Source organism: Paenibacillus foliorum (assembly GCF_013141765.1).
Classification (GTDB): domain Bacteria; phylum Bacillota; class Bacilli; order Paenibacillales; family NBRC-103111; genus Paenibacillus_S; species Paenibacillus_S foliorum.
In genome coordinates, this window is sequence record NZ_WHOD01000022.1 from 1 (window position 1) to 18973 (window position 18973).

The 18973-nt window shown below is 44.4% G+C and carries 17 protein-coding genes; 3 read left to right on the forward strand and 14 right to left on the reverse strand.

The annotated features are described in order from the left end of the window. Nucleotides 1-489: 489 nt before the first annotated feature. The 4 genes from GC093_RS05775 to GC093_RS05790 are packed head-to-tail and all read right to left on the reverse strand — an operon-like array spanning nucleotide 490 to nucleotide 4258. Nucleotides 490-2328, reverse strand: coding sequence for a SpoIIE family protein phosphatase (locus tag GC093_RS05775; RefSeq protein WP_171650923.1), 1839 nt, complete (start codon nucleotides 2326-2328; stop codon nucleotides 490-492). Between the two features lie 3 nt (nucleotides 2329-2331). Next, entirely contained in the window at nucleotides 2332-3297 is a 966-nt protein-coding gene (locus GC093_RS05780) for a sensor histidine kinase (protein WP_171650924.1), read from the reverse strand. Nucleotides 3298-3306: 9 nt separating this feature from the next. Further along, the gene (locus GC093_RS05785; protein ID WP_171650925.1) at nucleotides 3307-3693 is read right to left on the reverse strand and encodes a DUF1987 domain-containing protein; all 387 of its coding nucleotides are present in this window, start codon (nucleotides 3691-3693) and stop codon (nucleotides 3307-3309) included. A gap of 19 nt (nucleotides 3694-3712) precedes the next feature. Next, the gene (locus GC093_RS05790; RefSeq protein WP_171650926.1) at nucleotides 3713-4258 is read right to left on the reverse strand and encodes a SiaB family protein kinase; all 546 of its coding nucleotides are present in this window, start codon (nucleotides 4256-4258) and stop codon (nucleotides 3713-3715) included. 302 nt (nucleotides 4259-4560) lie between these two features. Here GC093_RS05790 and GC093_RS05795 point away from each other — a divergent pair, with 302 nt between their 5' ends. Together GC093_RS05795 and GC093_RS05800 are read left to right on the forward strand one after the other, a co-directional pair. Further along, nucleotides 4561-4941: a response regulator gene (locus GC093_RS05795; RefSeq protein ID WP_216624519.1), complete on the forward strand. Its 381-nt coding sequence runs from the start codon at nucleotides 4561-4563 to the stop codon at nucleotides 4939-4941. After that, nucleotides 4941-5843 carry a cyclic di-GMP-binding domain-containing protein, MshE-related gene (locus GC093_RS05800; protein WP_171650927.1) on the forward strand — a complete coding sequence of 301 codons (903 nt, stop codon included), beginning with the start codon at nucleotides 4941-4943 and terminating at the stop codon, nucleotides 5841-5843. The genes GC093_RS05795 and GC093_RS05800 overlap by 1 nt, the downstream gene beginning before the upstream one ends. A gap of 52 nt (nucleotides 5844-5895) precedes the next feature. On the opposite strand, the gene GC093_RS05805 is transcribed toward GC093_RS05800, so the two are convergent. The 5 genes from GC093_RS05805 to GC093_RS05825 all read right to left on the reverse strand — a co-directional run bounded on the left by GC093_RS05805 (nucleotide 5896) and on the right by GC093_RS05825 (nucleotide 10860). Further along, nucleotides 5896-7197: an FkbM family methyltransferase gene (locus tag GC093_RS05805; RefSeq protein ID WP_171650928.1), complete on the reverse strand. Its 1302-nt coding sequence runs from the start codon at nucleotides 7195-7197 to the stop codon at nucleotides 5896-5898. Nucleotides 7198-7286: 89 nt separating this feature from the next. Further along, complete coding sequence (locus GC093_RS05810) at nucleotides 7287-7736, reverse strand: VOC family protein (protein WP_171650929.1); 450 nt, start codon at nucleotides 7734-7736, stop codon at nucleotides 7287-7289. 32 nt (nucleotides 7737-7768) lie between these two features. Then, nucleotides 7769-8350, reverse strand: a complete 582-nt coding sequence (locus GC093_RS05815; RefSeq protein ID WP_171650930.1) for an NADPH-dependent FMN reductase — start codon at nucleotides 8348-8350, stop codon at nucleotides 7769-7771. Nucleotides 8351-8500: 150 nt separating this feature from the next. Then, nucleotides 8501-9172, reverse strand: coding sequence for a response regulator (locus GC093_RS05820; RefSeq protein ID WP_216624520.1), 672 nt, complete (start codon nucleotides 9170-9172; stop codon nucleotides 8501-8503). 32 nt (nucleotides 9173-9204) lie between these two features. Next, complete coding sequence (locus GC093_RS05825) at nucleotides 9205-10860, reverse strand: GAF domain-containing sensor histidine kinase (protein ID WP_171650931.1); 1656 nt, start codon at nucleotides 10858-10860, stop codon at nucleotides 9205-9207. A gap of 207 nt (nucleotides 10861-11067) precedes the next feature. Here GC093_RS05825 and GC093_RS05830 point away from each other — a divergent pair, with 207 nt between their 5' ends. Next, entirely contained in the window at nucleotides 11068-11268 is a 201-nt protein-coding gene (locus GC093_RS05830; protein WP_171650932.1) for a hypothetical protein, read from the forward strand. Nucleotides 11269-11935: 667 nt separating this feature from the next. Here GC093_RS05830 and GC093_RS05835 read toward each other — a convergent pair. The 5 genes from GC093_RS05835 to GC093_RS05855 form a co-directional block, all read right to left on the reverse strand. Next, nucleotides 11936-12964 (reverse strand): glycoside hydrolase family protein, encoded by a 1029-nt coding sequence (locus GC093_RS05835; RefSeq protein ID WP_171650933.1) that lies wholly within the window; start codon nucleotides 12962-12964, stop codon nucleotides 11936-11938. A gap of 25 nt (nucleotides 12965-12989) precedes the next feature. Further along, nucleotides 12990-15242: a glycosyl hydrolase family 95 catalytic domain-containing protein gene (locus tag GC093_RS05840; protein WP_216624521.1), complete on the reverse strand. Its 2253-nt coding sequence runs from the start codon at nucleotides 15240-15242 to the stop codon at nucleotides 12990-12992. 109 nt (nucleotides 15243-15351) lie between these two features. Further along, nucleotides 15352-17013 carry an ABC transporter substrate-binding protein gene (locus GC093_RS05845; protein ID WP_171650935.1) on the reverse strand — a complete coding sequence of 554 codons (1662 nt, stop codon included), beginning with the start codon at nucleotides 17011-17013 and terminating at the stop codon, nucleotides 15352-15354. Between the two features lie 16 nt (nucleotides 17014-17029). Then, nucleotides 17030-17923: a carbohydrate ABC transporter permease gene (locus tag GC093_RS05850; RefSeq protein ID WP_171650936.1), complete on the reverse strand. Its 894-nt coding sequence runs from the start codon at nucleotides 17921-17923 to the stop codon at nucleotides 17030-17032. A gap of 15 nt (nucleotides 17924-17938) precedes the next feature. After that, complete coding sequence (locus tag GC093_RS05855; protein ID WP_246313635.1) at nucleotides 17939-18910, reverse strand: ABC transporter permease; 972 nt, start codon at nucleotides 18908-18910, stop codon at nucleotides 17939-17941. Nucleotides 18911-18973: the final 63 nt, after the last annotated feature.

The following is an 18973-nucleotide window of genomic DNA, read 5'->3' on the forward strand; positions in this document are numbered from 1 at the left end:
ACCCTTACTCTTACTCTTACTCTTACTCTTACTCTTACTCTTACTCTTACTCTTAAGGAACGTCATTCCTCTATTTGTCCGCATTTCATCGAATTCGCAATTACGCGGAAATACGATGCGCTATTTCGACTCTAGCCTGCCAAAATGCCCCATTTAGATGTAAATAAGTGATCGTAGTTCCGTTTAAGTCGAATGATCACGTGTGCACAGAAAAATAGCGTATCCACGTTCCTCTTCCCGTTTACTATTAAGCCCCCTACTCTTAAGCCCTCTAAATGAACTGGAGTCTACCCCGGGAAATGAATTACCTATAACATAGGGGGGGTGAGACCCTGATGAGGATAACAAAACAATACGTTGAAGGTTTTCCGCCAAAGGTGGCACAAGAGGCATTGGCGTGACCAATTTTTAGCGCGTAACACCTAAAAAAACTAGTCTAATCACAAAAAAAACCGTCAAGGATCCTCAATGTGATCCCTGACAGTTTTCTTATCCAACCTTAAAAGCTAACAGCGTAATATCATCCCGCTGCGGTTCACCGTTACTGTAAGTCTCCAGCCTTCCCCGGAAGTAGGGTTCCTGCTCAGATAATGGCATGTTCATAACTTCCTGCAGCATCTGCACAAAACGTTGGCGTCCAAAGGAGTAATTCTTCGGCCCGCCATTCTGATCGATGAAACCGTCTGAGATCATATAAACAGAAGCCGTCTTATTCGCCTCAACTGCCGTGTTCGTAAATAAGTAGCTGTTATCCGTTTTATTGTACCCGATACTTTTCCGGTCACCTTTGAATATTTTCAACTCTTGCCCATCAGATACATATAGCGTACTTTTCGCTCCGGCAAATATAAGGCTACCTTCATTACTCACATAGCATAGACCAAGGTCTAAGCCATCATCGGTTCTCGAACGCCCCTGCTCCTGCTGCAGTGTTTGCTTGATCAGTTCATTTAAACGCTGAAGAATGTGAGCCGGATCCTCTTTATTGCTCTCATTCGTAATTTGATTTAGAATCGACACCGATACCATCGTCATAAATGCTCCCGGTACACCATGACCAGTGCAATCGCCAACAGCAACCAGATAGCCACTATCAAATGTCTTCACCCAGTAGAAGTCGCCCCCCACGGTATCTCGCGGATTCCATATTAAGAAATGTTCATTCCATAAATTGTTTAACCGTTCTTTAGGCGGTAATATCGCCTCTTGAATCCGTTTGGCATAATCAATGCTGTCAACCAGCTTTTCTTTCTGCTCCAACAGCTCTTTGGTTCGCTCCAGTACTTTGCTTTCCAGCTCCTCGTTCAACTGAAGCGCTCTTTTAAACGGATTGGCAAGACGAGTAGATACATAATAAAAGATGAAAATAATGGCAAAAATGCTAATCAATGCAGCAGCCACTGTATTCACTTTAATTGTGCTTAGGAAGCCCACCGTTTCACTTCGCGGTATCTGATAAACAAGTCTCCAATTGGCAGAAGCTTTTATCGGGTAGCTAATCAGATCAATGAGCTCGCCCTTCTCATTCGTATATTCCATAATATGCGGTTGAAAGTTAGACTCTCCTTCCTTTTGTCCCGCTGTCATTACTATCGATTTAATTGGATTCGGGAGGAAAGCTTCGAGCATTTGACCGTCATGCTCCAACTTGTCCGATAAATGGATTTTCCCTGTCCCGTCGACCAGCCACAAATTGCTGTTTTTCCCATACTTATAATTGGTAAATTCCTCTGACAAGCTTTTCAAGCTCATGCCAACGCCTGCTACAGCAACAGGATTATTAATATCACCCATCAGAACATTAACAAATACAAATGTATCTTGACGCTGCGCGTTATAATCCAACTGAACGGTAGCCTCCTGCTTGGCAGCCAGTATTTTGAAAAACCACTGATCCTCAGGATTCGATTCCTTGAGCGTACCTATAATGCTTCCGTTCTCTCCCCAATAATGCTTCGTAATTGTACTTACAATAAAAGCATTGCTGTAGTCGAACTCCTTAGCCAGCTTCTTAATTCTATCCATAGCATCCTTGCCCGCCTGCACATCCTGTTCCCCACTTGACACCCATCGTATGATCCCCGGATCCTGCGCGAGTAAACTTGAGGTTTCCTTAGCTCTTTCTATGCGACCGTTTACACTGGAAGCAATAGATTCCGCGATGAAGGCAAGATCCTTCTCCTTAAGCTTCTTTACCGCTTCCTTCTCTGTTATAAAATAAACAATGGTGCCTACTAACAGAACAGAAATAATAATAACTAGACTGGCGAACAGTATGACCTTGAACACGCCCTGATCTAGTCGAATCGATTTCGACTTATTTTCCATTGGCTACCTCGTATTTAATAGTCTAATTGGCAGTGAGAAATAAAAGCTTGCTCCTTTTCCAGGCTTGCTCTCTACCCCCATCTGTCCGTGATGCTTCTTAATAATTTCATGGGCAATGGCAAGTCCTAAGCCTGTTCCTCCTGGCGCTTGCTTTTGCTTAGTTTTATCCCCCCTATAGAAGCGGTTAAACACATTAGGAAGGGAGGCTTCCTCAATCCCTGGACCCGAATCATTTACCTTAAATGTACAGATAGACAGCTCTGCATCCACCTCGCATTGAAAATGGATAACTCCACCCTGGGGCGTGTATTTAAATGCATTAGATATCAAATTATTCATCACTTGTTCAATACGGACTGTATCTACTGAAACGACAGCCAGCATGGACTTCGGCACACCTTGCAGTGGGTCCATTGCAAACAAATACCCGCGATCGCTAATTTCCAATTCAAACTTATTTTTGAACATCGAGAACAAACTTTCAACCAGAATATCCTCGAATTCCATCTTCGTCTGATTTGACTCCAGCTTGGATATTTCAAAAAGATCTTCAACCAGTTGGTTAATAAGAATCGTTTTGTTGTAGATCATCTGTAAATAGTTTACATTGGGCTCAATAATGCTATCGAGCATAGCCCTTAAATAGCCCTGAATGGACGTCATTGGCGTTCCAAGCTCATGCGAAATATCCGTCAAAAGCTGCTTTCGAGATTCTTCCATCTGCTTCAGATGCTCATTATATTGGCGAATCTCTGATTCCTGGCGCTTCACATTCTCACCTTGAATATCACTGATTCTGAATATTTTGGTCGTTATCTTGATCAAGCTCTCGTATTCATGAAGAAGCTTCTCATAATGCGGCAAAAGCTCATTCTCGCCATATAGCTCTTTATTGGTAAGGAGCCCGCGTGCGGACTCCAAATATTTCAGCTCGTTATGAAAAATGTTGGATTTTTCATTATTGTCCATGAGCTCATCCTATTCCTTTTCCAAAGGTAAAATATGAAATGGCAAGCTCATATCCTCTTTAAATTCTTCCGCACATTCCAGCTCACTCTCATTGTCCGCACTGTAATACCAATTCAAATCCAGTGACTTTCCATCGAGATGAGCCTGATCGAATTTCTCCAGGAGCATCATAATGCATTTGGAGCTGCTTGTATTTATGTAAGGTAACGTGAAATGAATGTGGACTTCTTCCGTGGTCAGCTTCTGTAGATACTCATCAATCCATAGAAAAATAGGTTCATAAAATTTAAATGAATTTTCAGGGTATGACTGCCCTTTAACCGAAAGGGTATGGAGGGTCCCATCGAAAATAACTTCCGGTGTACTTTTTGTACCTTGGATTTGTAATATATCCATCATAATCTCTCCTAGCCATCTATACGACAGCTCTTAATGTGAAAAATGAGAATTGCTGATCAACCGGTGTAATAGTATACTCCAGTGGCTGTGCAGCCTTTCTTGCTATATCCAACAACCCTATTCCCGCTCCCAATGCGTCAGGAGGTAAATCCTGCTTCAGCTTTTCCTTGTACAGCTTCTTCAGGTCTGTCTTTTCGAGTCCGTTCAATTCATCCAGAATGTCTGTAAGATGGCTAACTTTATCGTTCTCAACTAAATTGCCTGAGCTCACATAATTTCCGCTATCCGTCCGTCCGATTGTCACAATACACGAGCTGGAAATTTGGGCATAAGCCTCTGTGCCTTCTTTGCTCTTGCAATAATTTTTTATATTCTGGGTTTGTTCAATAAATATGGAGAAAACATTATAAATATCATTCTTGGGACGGTCTTCTGTTTCCAGATACTTTTTTACCGCTTCACCTAACTCCTCAATAATTTCCTGCGAGAACTTCCCTGAAAAACTAATCAATAAGCCGTAATTTCTTAACATATGCTGCAATTCCAACAAACTGTTGCTCATTAACAATCCTCCCCCGGACCGTCCAGTCTATGTTTAGTACTTCCCGAACATTTAATCTACCTGTCCCAATTGTATATATTTCGATATTTTTTCTTAAAAACCTTTTTTTACGACAAAATACTGTTAGGACTTTTGACTTATATCCATAACAATGTTCGCCATTTATTCATTTTTCCTTCCACAGTTTCTTTAAATATTCAATAATCCGTTATCGACAACAATTACGACCCTCCGTATTTTATGACAAAATTCACATAATATTATCTTGTACAAACGTGTATATAACAAGGAGTGGGATTATTATGTATGATTTAAAGATTCTTTTGTGCGATGACTCGTTATTGGTGCGCAAAAAACTGAAGGGTGCTCTAGCTGAGCAAGGCTTCACCCAATTATTCGAAGCTGCAGATGGGGAAGAAGCCGTCGCATTCTGTCAGACAGATACACCTGATCTGGTCTTGCTGGATATAGTCATGCCAAAAAAGGACGGAATCGAAGCTCTTCAGGAAATCAAACAAATCAATCCATCCATTCATGTTGTTATTGCCTCTTCGGTAGGAACCCAAAGTAACCTTATAAAAGCCATTAAGCTAGGCGCAAATAACTTCTTGCAAAAGCCTGTTACCATCGAAGCCATTGTCGACATCACCCAAAAAATCGTTGACGAACGAGGTGAGCGTTGATGTTTGCACAATATTTCGGACAATATTTACTAAATAAGGGTCTTATCTCAGCCGACGGATTGAAACAAGCGATAATCATCCAAAAGGAAACTCGGGTGAAGCTGGGGGTCATGGCCATTAATTTCGGCTATATGACAGCTAGCCAAGTTGAAACCGTCCATCAAATTCAAATGAAGCTGGATAAAAAATTCGGCGAAATTGCCGTAGAGCTTGGTTTTCTTAGTGAGGAGATCGTGAGTAGCCTTCTAACCTCTCAGCAAAGCGCCCATCTCGCACTCGGTCAAGTACTGATAGATCAAGGAATCATGACTTACGAAGGATTTGCCGATACACTTGAGCAATATAAGAAGGAATACAGTCTGACCGATGACCAGTTTGACTCCATTATCAAAGGCAGCATTGAAGCTCTGTTGGAATCCGTTCTGCTGAGAGGCGGACTATCCAAATATCCGGCAATCTCCGATTACATCAGTTTGTTCGCCAAAAATCTCATACGCTTTATCGATAACGACGTTCGCTTGGAGCTAAGTCCTACTAGTGAACCATCTTTCGATTGGGTTGCGGAGCAGCATATTCTCGCACCGAACCGGTATACCTCTCGATTTACAGCTATTGGCGGCTCGGAATCTTCCCTCCTGCTATTTGCATCTAAATACGCCCAAGAAACGGTAGATATGCCAGGAGAAATGATGGAGGCTTGCATAGGAGAGTTTCTAAACTTACATAACGGTATCTATTTAGTCAATTTATCGAATCAGAATGTAGAGCTGGATTTGGATCCGCAGGTAGTCGTTCCTGGAACCGAATTCAGCCCAGCGACGTCTGTAAAGGTCAGCTTAAATGTAATTGGCCCTGACTGGAGCGTAGCGTTAATAATCGGAGACTTATCTGAGTTATTATAAAAAGTGAATGAGCGCCTCCTGGCACTGAAATAAGTGGCAGGAGGCGCTCATTTTAATCCGATATGGCAAACAGGACCGTTTCTTGTGCATAAATGGTATAATGCCCCAAATAGAAACGATAGCCTAAGTTTAAATCATTAATGTATCTGGCTATATTCTCAAAATCACTTATTTGATGGTAGATGGTGATAGCAAGCTTAGGCCTGAATGCTTTCAGCGACTCCTTCGCCCCTTTTAGTGCACTCAGCTCACCCCCTTCAATATCCATTTTAATAAAATCAATTCGATCCAGGTCTTTTTGCTTAACCAGACCATCGATGGATAACGTGAGCGTGGTATCGTAATCCCCTGCTATTTTAGAAAAGGCAACAAAGCTGGCAGGTCCTTGATCTATATAATAAAGCGTCTGGTTGGATTCGTTCCAAACTGCATGCTCCACGATCGAAATGCGTTCTTGAAGCGATGGATTGAGCTGTACATTTTTTTTCATGATTTCCAAATTGCTCGGTATGAATTCGAAGGTATACACATGTCCCGTTTCTCCGACTTCATGTGCAAAATAAAGAGCGGTATCCCCAAAGCACCCGCCTGCGTCGATAACAATATCCCCCGGCTCGGCTTTGATCGTAGGCGTTACTTGGCCATACTCATACTGCTTTTCCACAAAAGTAGCACTTAACCCAATAGGAAAACAGTAAAAATGGATGTCGTAGCCAAGCGGCCGTAAATCAAAGAGATGCAGATCCCATTGATGAAATCGGGTCTTGATTGGATCGGACGAGCTTTTCAGCTGCCTTACAAACTGTCGGCTCGACCAATATTCAGGAACATTTAAAGGCAGCATAACTTTTTTATTTCCCAGCATACGGAAGGCAAGCAGTTTAATTAATAAATCACGGGAAGCTTGATCGGCAAGTAAATGATAAAGGTCAGAGATTCCTTGCAAATGCTTTACAACTTGGTATCTTTCTTCCGCTGGATTTACTACTTCAAGGGTATCTGTAACAGGAGTACGAAAAAGCTCGTACATTTCAAAATCTACATTGTAGCGATAATCATTTGCTGAGTTTTCAAGCAGCTCCTTAACGAGCAAATCCACAAAATCTGGAGTATGCAAAGCATCATTCGATGGTTCATATTGTATGGATCGCTCCACCCTATATAATTCCATTCTTATGATTTCTTTAAGGCTCGGATCGCTACACCCTTCAATAGCTTTCGTATTCATTAATCTAGCTTCCGTAAAATGGCCGCGGGCATAGCATAGTTTCGCCAGTTTATTAAGAAGCTCGGGATTTCCAAGATCCAGAAGCAAGCTCTCCTTAAGCGCTCTCTCAATTGCTTGCATGTCCATCCTTCACAACCTTTCAGAAAGAATTACATAAAATCCTTTCATCAAATTATGAACTGGACTCTTCGGCCGACACGGCTTACACCTACCTCCTACCATTTATTCCATTCACCTAAATAGGGTACGGATTCTACCACTCTGGGATCACTAGGTAATCTCGCATAAAATTCTAATTCATTGCCATCAGGATCATCAAAATAAATAGCTGCAGCCGGGTCACTCGCATGAACAATGGGCTCAAAGCCCTCTCTGCCAAAAACAGGCTTAGATACAATACTTCTGTCGGCAAGCCAATCCTTTGCCCTCATTAAATTTTCTAAGGTTACATTAAAAGCAATGTGACGTTTATTTACAATCCCACCCTCATTCACTTGCCATAATCCCAGCATGGTTTCAAAGTCAGAGTATTTATTAAAAACTATAAAAGCAATTTTTCTTCTACGACTTCTTGAATCAATCACTAATCCCAGACTTTCGTAGAACTCTATGGAACGTTCTAAATTACCTACCTGTAGATGAGTTTCATATATGCCTCTAATCATTCAAAAACCACTCCTCTGTGTGCATTGAGTTTTTAATTGGTGCCCCCTGTGCCTGTTGAATCGAAACGTCCGCGTACAAGCTGAGTCAGATCAAGGAATGAGCCAAGTACACGGTGTATGCGGTCATCTACTTCCTGCCCACCCTCATATCCGCTGTCTTGCCCAGTTTCAAACCATTTGCGCTGCATGCCCCCGATCGAAATCCATTCTGGAGCATTGATTCCGTGGAGATTTCTCATAATAGACTGCAGCTGCTGCAATGAACTGACACCGACGGCGCCACCTGCAGAACTAACGGAAAGTATAGGTTTACCGCTAAAATGAACTTGGCCAAGATGGTCCAGTGCGTTTTTCAATACCCCGCTCATGCCACCATGATATTCCGGTGTTGCAATAACGACCCCATCCGCTTCAAACAGCCAACGTTTAAGTTTAGATAACTGTGCATGGTCTTGGAAGGATTCATCAGGAGAATAGAAAGGCAATGGCGATTGATATAGATCGAACATGCTAACCCTATGGCCTTTTTGAAACATCAGACGTTCTATATATTCGGCTAATCGAGTACTGGTGGATGCTTTACGGTTGCCCCCTGCTATAATCACAATATTCATAATTATCATATCCTTTCGGTGAGTCTCTTTGATGAACTTATCTTACCGCGTATAGAGAACTCTTACGTCAGCAGTAAGAATGATTGTGCAGCACAAAAACGTTCAACCTATAGGCTGAACGTATCTACGACTTTAGTCTGAAATTTCATGTTATTTATCCAAGCCTCGTTTGACTGCAAAAATCGCCGCCTGCGTACGATCCGTCACACCAAGCTTATCGAGCAGATGGCTGACGTGGGTTTTGACCGTTTTCTCTGTTATAATCAGAGCCTCGCTAATATCCTTATTACTCATACCGCTAGCTATTAGCCGCAGTACCTCTCGTTCCCTTGGAGTCAGCTCAAATGGAGAAGCGCCTGATGCTGCAGTATCATCTCGGCTGGAAGCCTCGAACAGCTCTGGAGCAGCTACTAGGTTCACTAATAGTCCGGCAGCTTCAGGATGCAGCTCGACATGTCCTTGGTGAACCCGTCGAATAGCGCGTACAAGCTCCTCAGGCTCGATATCCTTCAGCAGATAGCCTTTGGCTCCTGCGCGAATGGCAGGGAGCACATGATCATGATCAGAGAACGAGGTTAGGACGATTACTTTTACGTCAGGATGAGTTATCTTGAGTCGCTTCGTTGTTTCAATACCATTCAGAATGGGCATATTCAGATCCATCAATACAATATCCGGAGACAACTCAGCCACCTTGTCAATCGTTTCTTGACCGTTAACGGCTTCGCCGACCAGTACTAAATCTGGAAGAGTCCCAAGGAAAACCTGCAACCCCTTCCGTACAATCGCATGATCATCGGCTAACAGTAATTTAATTGTCATTCGAGCTATCACCTCACTTTAAAAGACTACTGTTATCGTAAAGGAATGACGGCCTTTATTGTCGTTCCGTTCCGGTAAACGCTCGTAATGGTTAGTTGGCCGCCGAGTGCTTCGGCACGTTCTTGCATGGTCGAAAGCCCAAGAGATGTGGAGGTTGACTGCTTGCGCCGCTTTTTAGATATTCCGAGTCCATTATCAGTGATACTCAGCACAACTTCACGTGCAGTTAACTGCAAAGCAATCTCCGCTTGATGAGTACCCGCATGTTTGCACACATTGTTGAGCGCTTCCTGACCAATGCGCCATAATGCCTCTTCAACAGCACGCGGTAAATCCAGAACCCCGGTTATCTGTGTGTTTATGCGCATATTAAGCTTTTCACCGTAAGCTTTTAATGCGGTGATTAACCCTGTCTCAAGTCCGGCAGGCCGTAGCTGCATGATAAGCCCACGCATTTCCTTAAGCGCATGCTGTGAGAGTGATTGCATATCCCTTATGGAGGATAGAACCGCATTCGAATCGTGGTTAAGCAAGCTTTCTACACCTTTGGCTGTCATAGAGAGTGAGAACAGGATTTGACAGACGGAATCGTGCAAATCACGCGCCAGACGATTTCTCTCCTCTAAGCGAGCCAGTTCCCGTCGCTTTTCCTCTAGTTGGGCACTTTCCAAGGCTACGGCAATATGCTCCGTGACTGCTTCAAGCACTTCACCGTCAAAAAGGTGCAGCCGCGTTCCATGTTTATGACAGCCAATAAGGAGAACCCCCGCCATCGTACTACTACAAAACGGCAACGGAGCGACTATAGCAGTAGATAGGGATTGTAATGCTCCATGCAGCTCATGACAACCTGCCAACTTGGCGATGTCGGTGCTCCTAACCATTGTAAAACTTCGCTCGCCTGCCACTTCCTTGAGCCAGTATTGCGCAGTAGGAGGAAACGGAGCATCAGGACTAATCATGCCGTCTTTGGTAGAGACGGATCGCAATACCAGGTCACTTCCTACCGGTTCGATCCATGCGGTAATCGGCCAATCGAAGTGAACACCAACTAGAGTCAAAGCATACTCCATCAGCTGCACAGGGGTTTTGCCTGCATTTTTGATAGCTGCGAGCGCACTGCTAAACTCACCTAGCCGCGTGAATAAATCCGCTCGATGCTGCTCTGCCGCATATAAATGCATACGCTCAATCGCGCTACCTATCTGGAAGGCTACTGCCTGCAGCAGCGCTAGCTCCTCTTCTTCGAAATGCGTTTTTCCAGGTGCTGCTACATTAAGCACTCCAAACTGACGGTCCCCGGAATATAGCGGCACCGTAGCATGATGAGTAATTCCAAGCGTATCCCCCCATTGGAATTTCACTGCGTTCTCAAGCCTTTTACAGTTCAAAATATTCACCGCATTATTCAATCGTCCGTTCCTATAGCGATCCAAACACCAGCACGAACCACACTGCATAGGGTGCTTATCATCATGCAGTAAAGCAGGAGGAAGATACCGATCGGCCACGCATTCATATTCCATATGTTCATCTACAAGAAATATCCAGCCCACTGTAAGCCCGGTCAACTTTAGTAATTTGTCCAGTACTATATCTAGCATAAGTGTAAGGTCGTTCGATTGATTCAATGTTTCGGCAATTGTTTTAAGAGTGATTAACTCTTGCATACGAGGATCCATTGCCATAACCTCACTCCTTCTTTGACTTTTAATTGAAGGTTTTCTATCTTATATCATGTTTATTCGAGGGAAATCCATCGATATCCTTTATCTTCCACCTGGTCCTTGAGAGCCGTCTTGACCTGCTCTAGGCTCAGCCGTCAAGCTCAGCTGCTTTTAAATTTCAATGATCTGTGGTAACTTGGTTTAATACAAACACTGGAGGGTAATAAAATGGCTAATCAGCAGCAAAGATGGAATTTAAAGCTCAAAAAAAGTAATTCGTACCTGGGAACCGTATATTTAGGGGAACCTCTTCCTCTAGTCGAAGACGTAATTATGATTGGGGATAAAAAATACTCCATCATTGAAATTATTCCAGGGACCACGCATGATTCGAGTGACGTTTTTGTAGAAGAAGCTAAAAAGAAATAGGCATTTGCTCTCTCGTTTCAAGTTCATTTACGATGGATAAACCCAGTCTGCTTAAGCAAACTGGGTTTTTGTCGTGAAAAAGTTGATAACAAATGACCCTGTTAGTTACTCTTTAAGCGTATTAAATAGAGAGAGGTGAGAGAGCTTATCATGTTCAATTGGATTAGCAGTAGGAGAGAAAATGCTATATCTCATATCTCGGCTTACGTCGTGAAACTTTTGAAATCAGATCATCTGTATCAAACAACTGCGGAAAAGGGACTCATCCCCCCCTCCTCCGATCATCAGCCTGTACAATCCTGCAAACATGCAGTTATTAGCTACCGAAATTTGCTTGTGAGAGGAAAGAACTGCAAAAAGTACAGCAATTTCATGCAAAGCGGCCCGGTACCAGCTAAGAATGAATAAAATACTGCACATTTGCATGAATTCACCAAGACTGCCGATAAAACGGCCAAAAGGCTGTATTAATGCAGGATTTGAGGGTAAGCAATAGCTTCGAATAATGTCTTGTGCTCTGAGCTAGGTAAGGAACCGAAATGGAATGATTTCGACAAGCGCTGATTCCGGTTCTGAGAGTTTTTACGCTTTCCTCATACAAAAAAGAGGACAACCTCCTGCCCTCAAGCTGGTGTTGTCCCCCTTTATCTAGCTATAACAATGAAATTCACTCCGCATCTATAGGTATGACCATATTCCAAGTGTTCTGAGCATTCTTAAATCCGCCCGATCCATCCGCAGTCGCTGCAAACAAATGGGTAGGCTTCCCATCTTGGAACAGCAAGAACGGTCTCTCGAAATTACCCATTCTTGTAGTCGAGCCGTCATCCCACACAACTTCCCTCGAATACGCTTTGGGAAGACTGCTTAGCTGCCATTCAAGTCCATCCTTAGAGAAAGCATGGATTCCGGCATGCTTCTCTCCACAAATATTGCCCTCCATATCTTTGGCAATCAGCTCATAGCCTTGCTCTGTTTTCCAAATGAAGGGATCCTCCAAATGAAATTGGGCTGGAGGAAACACTGGATCCTCGCTCAATACGCGGTACGGGCCTGCATAGTGGTCAGCCCCGGCAGCTCCAATCATCATTTTGCCATGCGTGTTACCTTCATATTGTCTTGCCTTATAAATCAAATGCACCGATCCGTCCTCATTCACGCAAGGTGCTGGATTGGAGGTCAGGAAGCTGTCAAACTTACCTGGTCTTGTGCCCAATATCGGCTCCTCTCTCCGTACCCATGGACCAAATACGCTCTTAGAGGTAGCTATGCCAATACGTTTGTTGGCTCTGGCAACTATACAACGCGGATCATCCAATCCGAAGGACTCTCCAGGGGCTACGTCCGTTAAAGGATGAGTCGAGCCCATATAATACAGGATATAAGTATCGCCATGCTTCGTAATATGCGGATTATGAGTGCTTCTGCCATCCCAATATTCAGCTCCGCGAGCTGGAAACACAACCTCTTGAAACTCATAAGGGCCTTCAGGACTAGGCGAGCTCGCTCTCACCACTTCAGAGGCTACAAGCCAACCAGGGTGCATCGGGAGATGCTTGGGCCAGCGTGATGCAAACATATGAAATTGGCCGTCCTCACCTTTAACAACCGAACCGCACCAAACCCAATAACCTTCCATGCGGAAGCCTCCATCCTTGGGTGCAGGCAATAATCTGTCATACAAGCTTCTAGCCATTGTTATCCATCCCTTCTTTGAGTATCTATGATTTAATAGGCAATCCATATAAACGCCAAGGCTTGCGGCTTCCGAAATATCCGCACAGATGACTGTCAGCCGGAACGGGTTCAATCTTCCATTGTTCATTATTAGCTAATTGCTCCGCACCAGGCGCACTAGTAACATTATCAATTTTAGCATATAAAATGACTTCTTGCCCTTGCTCCAAACCAAGCTCGCACACTCCATTAGCCAACTGCCGCAGCTGCGCAGCCTCTCCTCCAGAGATACCTATATCTCCGATCATTCCGGTTTGGATTCGGCAAGGCTGGCCTGCCAAGCTTTTGATGCGAATCCATGACGTTGCACCCGCAGACCGAACCGCACTCACTAGAAAAGCGCCTTCTGTCCGCAAATCGTGAAACACAGCTTCTGCCCACTCGGAAGGAATGGCTGGGAATACACGGATGGTATCCCCCCAGCTTTGAAGCAGCATATCTTGAATGGCCTCCGCTGCCGCCAATGGCGATTCCATCACAGGTCCGGCTTCCTTGTACATGGTGTTAGGCTTGATCAGGTGCATAAATGATTTTAAATAGCTATGCGCTTCTTCCCCTTCGCCCAAAGCAGCGGCTGTAGACGCAGCGCTGGTAAAGGTAAATCCACGAAGATCACCTTCCATGGAGAACCAATGACGAAGCGTTCTCACGATTAGCTCACGCTCGTTCTCATTGTCGCCGCTAATGAGGTGCAGCGGGAATAATGCCATCAAGTGGCTGAAATGCCGGTGTCCGAACTCCAAAGGCTGATCTCTGCCGATCATAAAGCCGGTCTCGTCAACAGGAAGCGGTACCAAACGTTCAAGCGTTTCGCTCCAGCGACTCCGAATTGCTGCCTCTTCCTCCTGCAAGCCTAGAATTTCGCTGCTTTGCAGTAAGGTTTCACAACCCCATTGCAGTAAAGCCAAATCATAATGAGTGTCCGGCACCGTCATTTGCAGAAATGACCCATATTCCGGCGAAACCGTTGGTGGTAAATGAAGCTTGCCGTCATCGCCCTCCTCCAAAAGGTGCAAATAATATTGCACGCTTCGTTTAAGCAGCGGGTACAGCAGCTCCTCAAGCAGCTTAGCATCCATTGAATAACGGTATTGACGCCATAGATTGTGGCAAATCCAAGTTAAATTACCGATTTCCGTTCCAACTGGATTAATCAGATCATAGCTGCAGCTTCGCGGAAGTCCAGACGAATCGGCTCTGTATGCCTCAGGCAAATTGCCAGGCAAATGATCGAAATTTTCACGGAATGCTCGAACCAGGGATTCCCCGATATGAAGTCGGTTCGAAGTATATACGGGTGAATAGCTCATTTGCACGTTCATGTTAAACCACACGCCTGCCCAAGGTGTCGGGGCCAGCCAAGGTCCCTGATTATCAATGATCATACCATCGGCACGTGTTGCTGAAGCAAGCTTATACATTTGAATCCAATAAAAGCCTTCCAGCATCGTATCCGGAATGGACACGAAGCTTTGCTGGTAGTAATCATGCCACCAGCTGCGATGCGACTCCACCCATGTCTCCCAGGATTGGGAGGCAGCTTTGCGTATCACCGCACAGGCTTGCTCTTGAACCGATTCTTCCGATCCGTTAGCAATCGTTAAATAAAGAATACGGCGGTTCGGCTCCTTCGCATTCCGCTCTTCTTTCCATATCGTTGTACAACCGCCCTGGGGCGAAAATTGCTGTAAGCCTACCGTCATATCCTCCAGGGTATGTCGCGTCACTTCGGCCTGTGGAATGTATTGATTCAAATTTTTTCCGTCCGCATTCTTTAGAACCCCATCCACCTCGCTGAAAGCATACCACTGCATCTGAGCTCCCGCTTCTTCCTCGCTTGTTTCCAGCTCTACTGCAAGCGTCATATCAACGCTATGAACGAAGGCTCTAACCTTTACCGTGCCAACCGTTGTAGTAATTTCAGCGCACAGCTCAGCGTTCCACAAATCCACCCGAATGCTCAATGGCTGATACAACCAGCCTACCAATTCCAGATGGAGCTCTCCGACAGGTACACGGGGCGGATAGCCTCCTCCAGGCTTACGTGCCGTTACATCCGTCCGGCCCAGAACAAAACGAAGCACATTTCGTTTATCTCGATGCTCCTCACTATAAACCATAGCTCCAATCATCCCATTGCCGATAAAAGCTCCCTCATCCCAAGAGATCGGCTTAACGGACCACGTCATATCATGTCTTGCTAGAAACGATGGCCAATCTATATGATTCTGTATCAAAAAAAACACATCCTTTTCCCGTCATTATTATGTATATGTACCTATTCAAGGAACAGGGCGGTAATCCTCCATGGATTAACCGCCCCCTTCTTAACCTTTACATCCAAATTTATTTCTTAGATGCCCAAGCGTCATACGCCTGCTGGTGAATCTCCAGATAGCGCTTAATATTCATTTTGTCGAGGGTAGCTAAGTAATTGCTCCATTCCTTCTCTATATCTACAGAGCCTGTTACCGATTTGGCAAAAAATTCGGAACGGTAGTCGGCGATAACCTTCTCGATATTGGCCAATTCCTCGGATTGTTCATTCGTGAAGAAAAGTGGAGGAACGACTTTTTTAGGATCAAGCTGGTACGGCTCGTATTTTTGCTTCGACTCATTGTACAGAATTGTTTCGAGCGGGAGCTTAGGATCCGCATATTGGCCCAATCGGAACTCGTTGGTACGGGAGGAAGGTCCCGCTTGCGCCCAATGCACGTTCTGTAGCTTGCCGAAAGTAGTCAACTGCTTCCATTGTGCTTGCTTTCCGTCAAGTCCCAGCTCTCCCGGAGCTGCTTTGTCCCATTCCTGTCCCGGGCGTCCTACCGTGCTGCGTAAGGTGGCTTCTTCCGACATCATCAAATCCGCAAGCCGGAATGCTGCAGCCGGATTCTTCGCTTTGTCCGTAATAACAAACTGACCTTGCAAAATGTAGTACGGCTGGAAAGGTGCTGAACGTACACCAGTCGGCCCTTTTAATGGAGGAACCGCCACATAATCTTTAAAGCGCGCAGAGTCAATTTCTATGAAATTGCCTTGGTTTTGGGCAGGTACAGCACCAATGATGGCAGCATCAGGATTCATCCCCATCTGCTTCAGCTGATTTTTATCCTGCGTGAACGATTGCGACGCTATCAAGCCCTCTTTGTAAAGCTTGTTCAAATATTTGAGGCCTTCCTTCCACTCAGGCTGATTGAATGCTACCTGAACCTTGCCGTCCTTCACCAGCTTGTAAGTAAAATCCTTCTCTACAAACGCGCTCATAATGAACGGATCCAGCTGAGTTTGTTGAATGGAGGTTGACGGACTACCAATAGCTCCGACCAATGGAATTTCATCCGCTTTACCGTTGCCGTTCGGATCCTTCTCCTTAAATGCTTTCAGCACTTGGTAAAACTCATCGGTCGTAGTAGGCATCTGCAGGCCCAGCTTCGTCAACCAGGTCTGGTTGATAAACATTTTTTGTCCGTAGGAGCAATGATAGCATTGATTAATTTGCGGCAGCGAATATATTTTGCCATCCGGCATTGTCATCAAATCTTTGGCATACGAAACCTGCGTCCACATCTTTTTCGTTTCTACACCGTATTTCTCAATATACGAATTCAACGGTACGAATACGCCGTCCTTGCCGTAAATCGATTGTTGAATCGGCGTGACGCTCATATTAATCAAAATGTCTGGGTAGTCCCCACTGGCCATTGCCACGTTGAGTTTCTCCTGGAACGATTTCTCAGGCGCAACCTCCCATTCCAGTTGAATGTTGGTTTTATCCTCCAGCCACTTCGTAAATTCATTGGTTGCAAAGTTCTCAACAATACTGGAGCCCTTGATCATCACTTTCATCTTGGTCTTTTCCTTGGTGATCGGGAACACTCCGGCTTCTGATACTTGATCTGCCGTGGCCGCACCGGGACTAGCTTTACTCGGCTCCTTGGGACTGGAACATGCACTTGCCAATAATGAGGTTACTGTTAACATCGATACTACAATCGCAGCACTTTTTTTCATCGTTATTTCCCCCTTTTTATCCTTTTAATGACCCCACCATCATGCCTTTAACAAAATGCTTCTGAATAAACGGATATATAATTAGAACCGGAACCGTTGAAACTACGATTAATGAATATTTCAACAATTCACGAAGACCTTGGCGGGCAGCTTGGTCTGCAACATCCGTAATCATCGAGGAGTCGACTTCATTTTGAATCAAAATATCTCTAAGCACTAACTGCAAGGGATACAATTCCTGACGTTTCAAATACAATAGCGCGTTGAAGTATTGATTCCAATGGCCTACCGCATAGAATAAAGCGATTACAGCAATAATTGGCCCCGATAATGGAAGAACGATTTTGCGTAGAAAGGTCATGTCGCTACAACCATCCATTTGTGCAGCTTCTAATAATTCATCCGGAATAGTCGTTTGAAAATAGGTTCTCGCAATAATCATATTCCACACAGCAATCGCGGCCGGAATAATTAAGGACCATCGTGAATCGATCATACCTAACTCTTTTACAATTAGATAAGATGGGATTAGTCCACCGGAAAACATCATCGTGAATACGAACAGCGCCATGACTGTATTGCGGGGCATAAAATCTTTTCTAGCTAACGGATACGCAGCCATTAAGGTCAAAATAACATTAATTCCCGTACCTACAACCATATAAAACACAGAGTTCAAAAAACTGGATATGATCAATCTGTGCTTGAATACCGCCTCATATCCCTCCAAGGTAGGGTCCACCGGAAACAACCAGACACGGCCTGAGATGACGGCAGAAGCCGAGCTGAAGGAAGCGCTGATAACATAAACTACCGGGTATAATACACTTAATGCAAAGAGGCATAAGATAATATGGTTCGCATAATTAAACAGTCGGTCGTCATAAGCTTCTTTAATTTTCCCTGTCATATGTGCACTCCCTTTCTACCATAGACTGGTTTGTCCCAATTTTTTGGCGGCGCGGTTGACAAGGATCAGAAGGATCAAATTGATAACCGATTTAAACAATCCAATAGCCGTGGAATACGAATAATTAATGGCTGTGGAAGCCAAGCCTACTTTGTACACATAGGTATCAATAACCTCGGATGCGCTCGTGTTGAGAGGATTTTGCATCAGCAATATTTTCTCAAAGCCAATATCAAGTACGTGACCGGTATTCATAATGAGCATGATAACAGCAACCGGCATAATCCCCGGCAAATCAACATGCCACATCCGCCGTACTTTGCTCGCTCCGTCCATTACTGCAGCTTCATGCAGCGAAGGATCGATAGCCGCTAACGCAGCCAAGTAGATGATGCAGGAGAATCCGACATTTTGCCAAATACCTGACCAGACAAAAATATGTGAAAACCAACCGGGTTCCCCCATAAAGTTAATAGGACCGAAGCCTAATGATTGAACAATCATATTAATCAGACCGATTCGCGGGTCAAGAAATTGCAATACAATACCTATCATAACTACTACCGAAATAAAGTGCGGCGCGTAGGTGATCATCTGCACGGACTTTTGAAGAAAACGAGACTTCACATAGTTTAAGCAGAGTGCCAGCACGATCGGAAACGGGAAGCCCGCGATAAGACTATAAAAGCTGACGACTAACGTATTTTTCATAATTCGAACAAATTCGTAGGAGTTAAAAAAGCGGATAAAGTACTTGAAGCCTACCCATTCGCTGCCCCAAACGCCTTTGGTTGGCACATAATTTTTGAAAGCAATCAAAGCACCGTACATCGGAACATATTTGAAAACGATTAAATAAATAAGCGGCAGCAGGATGAGGAGGTACAACTGCCATCTTTCCGTTATATTCTTCCCAAATCGGGCGATGAGTCCGGTCTTTGCTGCTGTGGTGCCCAGTATTTTGGATTTTCCTGCGGATACTTCCAATGGGTTGCTCCTCCTTAAAGTTTTGCTTTAGCAAAACTGTCTTCGTAAACGTAAACAATACTA

Excerpts from the sequence above, each read along its gene's own strand:
- GC093_RS05775 (WP_171650923.1), bottom strand. The coding sequence starts at position 2,328 with ATGGAAAATAAGTCGAAATCGATTCGACTAGATCAGGGCGTGTTCAAG.
- GC093_RS05780 (WP_171650924.1), bottom strand. The coding sequence starts at position 3,297 with ATGGACAATAATGAAAAATCCAACATTTTTCATAACGAGCTGAAATAT.
- GC093_RS05785 (WP_171650925.1), bottom strand. The coding sequence starts at position 3,693 with ATGGATATATTACAAATCCAAGGTACAAAAAGTACACCGGAAGTTATT.
- GC093_RS05790 (WP_171650926.1), bottom strand. The coding sequence starts at position 4,258 with ATGAGCAACAGTTTGTTGGAATTGCAGCATATGTTAAGAAATTACGGC.
- GC093_RS05795 (WP_216624519.1), top strand. The coding sequence starts at position 4,561 with ATGTATGATTTAAAGATTCTTTTGTGCGATGACTCGTTATTGGTGCGC.
- GC093_RS05800 (WP_171650927.1), top strand. The coding sequence starts at position 4,941 with ATGTTTGCACAATATTTCGGACAATATTTACTAAATAAGGGTCTTATC.
- GC093_RS05805 (WP_171650928.1), bottom strand. The coding sequence starts at position 7,197 with ATGGACATGCAAGCAATTGAGAGAGCGCTTAAGGAGAGCTTGCTTCTG.
- GC093_RS05810 (WP_171650929.1), bottom strand. The coding sequence starts at position 7,736 with ATGATTAGAGGCATATATGAAACTCATCTACAGGTAGGTAATTTAGAA.
- GC093_RS05815 (WP_171650930.1), bottom strand. The coding sequence starts at position 8,350 with ATGAATATTGTGATTATAGCAGGGGGCAACCGTAAAGCATCCACCAGT.
- GC093_RS05820 (WP_216624520.1), bottom strand. The coding sequence starts at position 9,172 with ATGACAATTAAATTACTGTTAGCCGATGATCATGCGATTGTACGGAAG.
- GC093_RS05825 (WP_171650931.1), bottom strand. The coding sequence starts at position 10,860 with ATGGCAATGGATCCTCGTATGCAAGAGTTAATCACTCTTAAAACAATT.
- GC093_RS05830 (WP_171650932.1), top strand. The coding sequence starts at position 11,068 with ATGGCTAATCAGCAGCAAAGATGGAATTTAAAGCTCAAAAAAAGTAAT.
- GC093_RS05835 (WP_171650933.1), bottom strand. The coding sequence starts at position 12,964 with ATGGCTAGAAGCTTGTATGACAGATTATTGCCTGCACCCAAGGATGGA.
- GC093_RS05845 (WP_171650935.1), bottom strand. The coding sequence starts at position 17,013 with ATGAAAAAAAGTGCTGCGATTGTAGTATCGATGTTAACAGTAACCTCA.
- GC093_RS05850 (WP_171650936.1), bottom strand. The coding sequence starts at position 17,923 with ATGACAGGGAAAATTAAAGAAGCTTATGACGACCGACTGTTTAATTAT.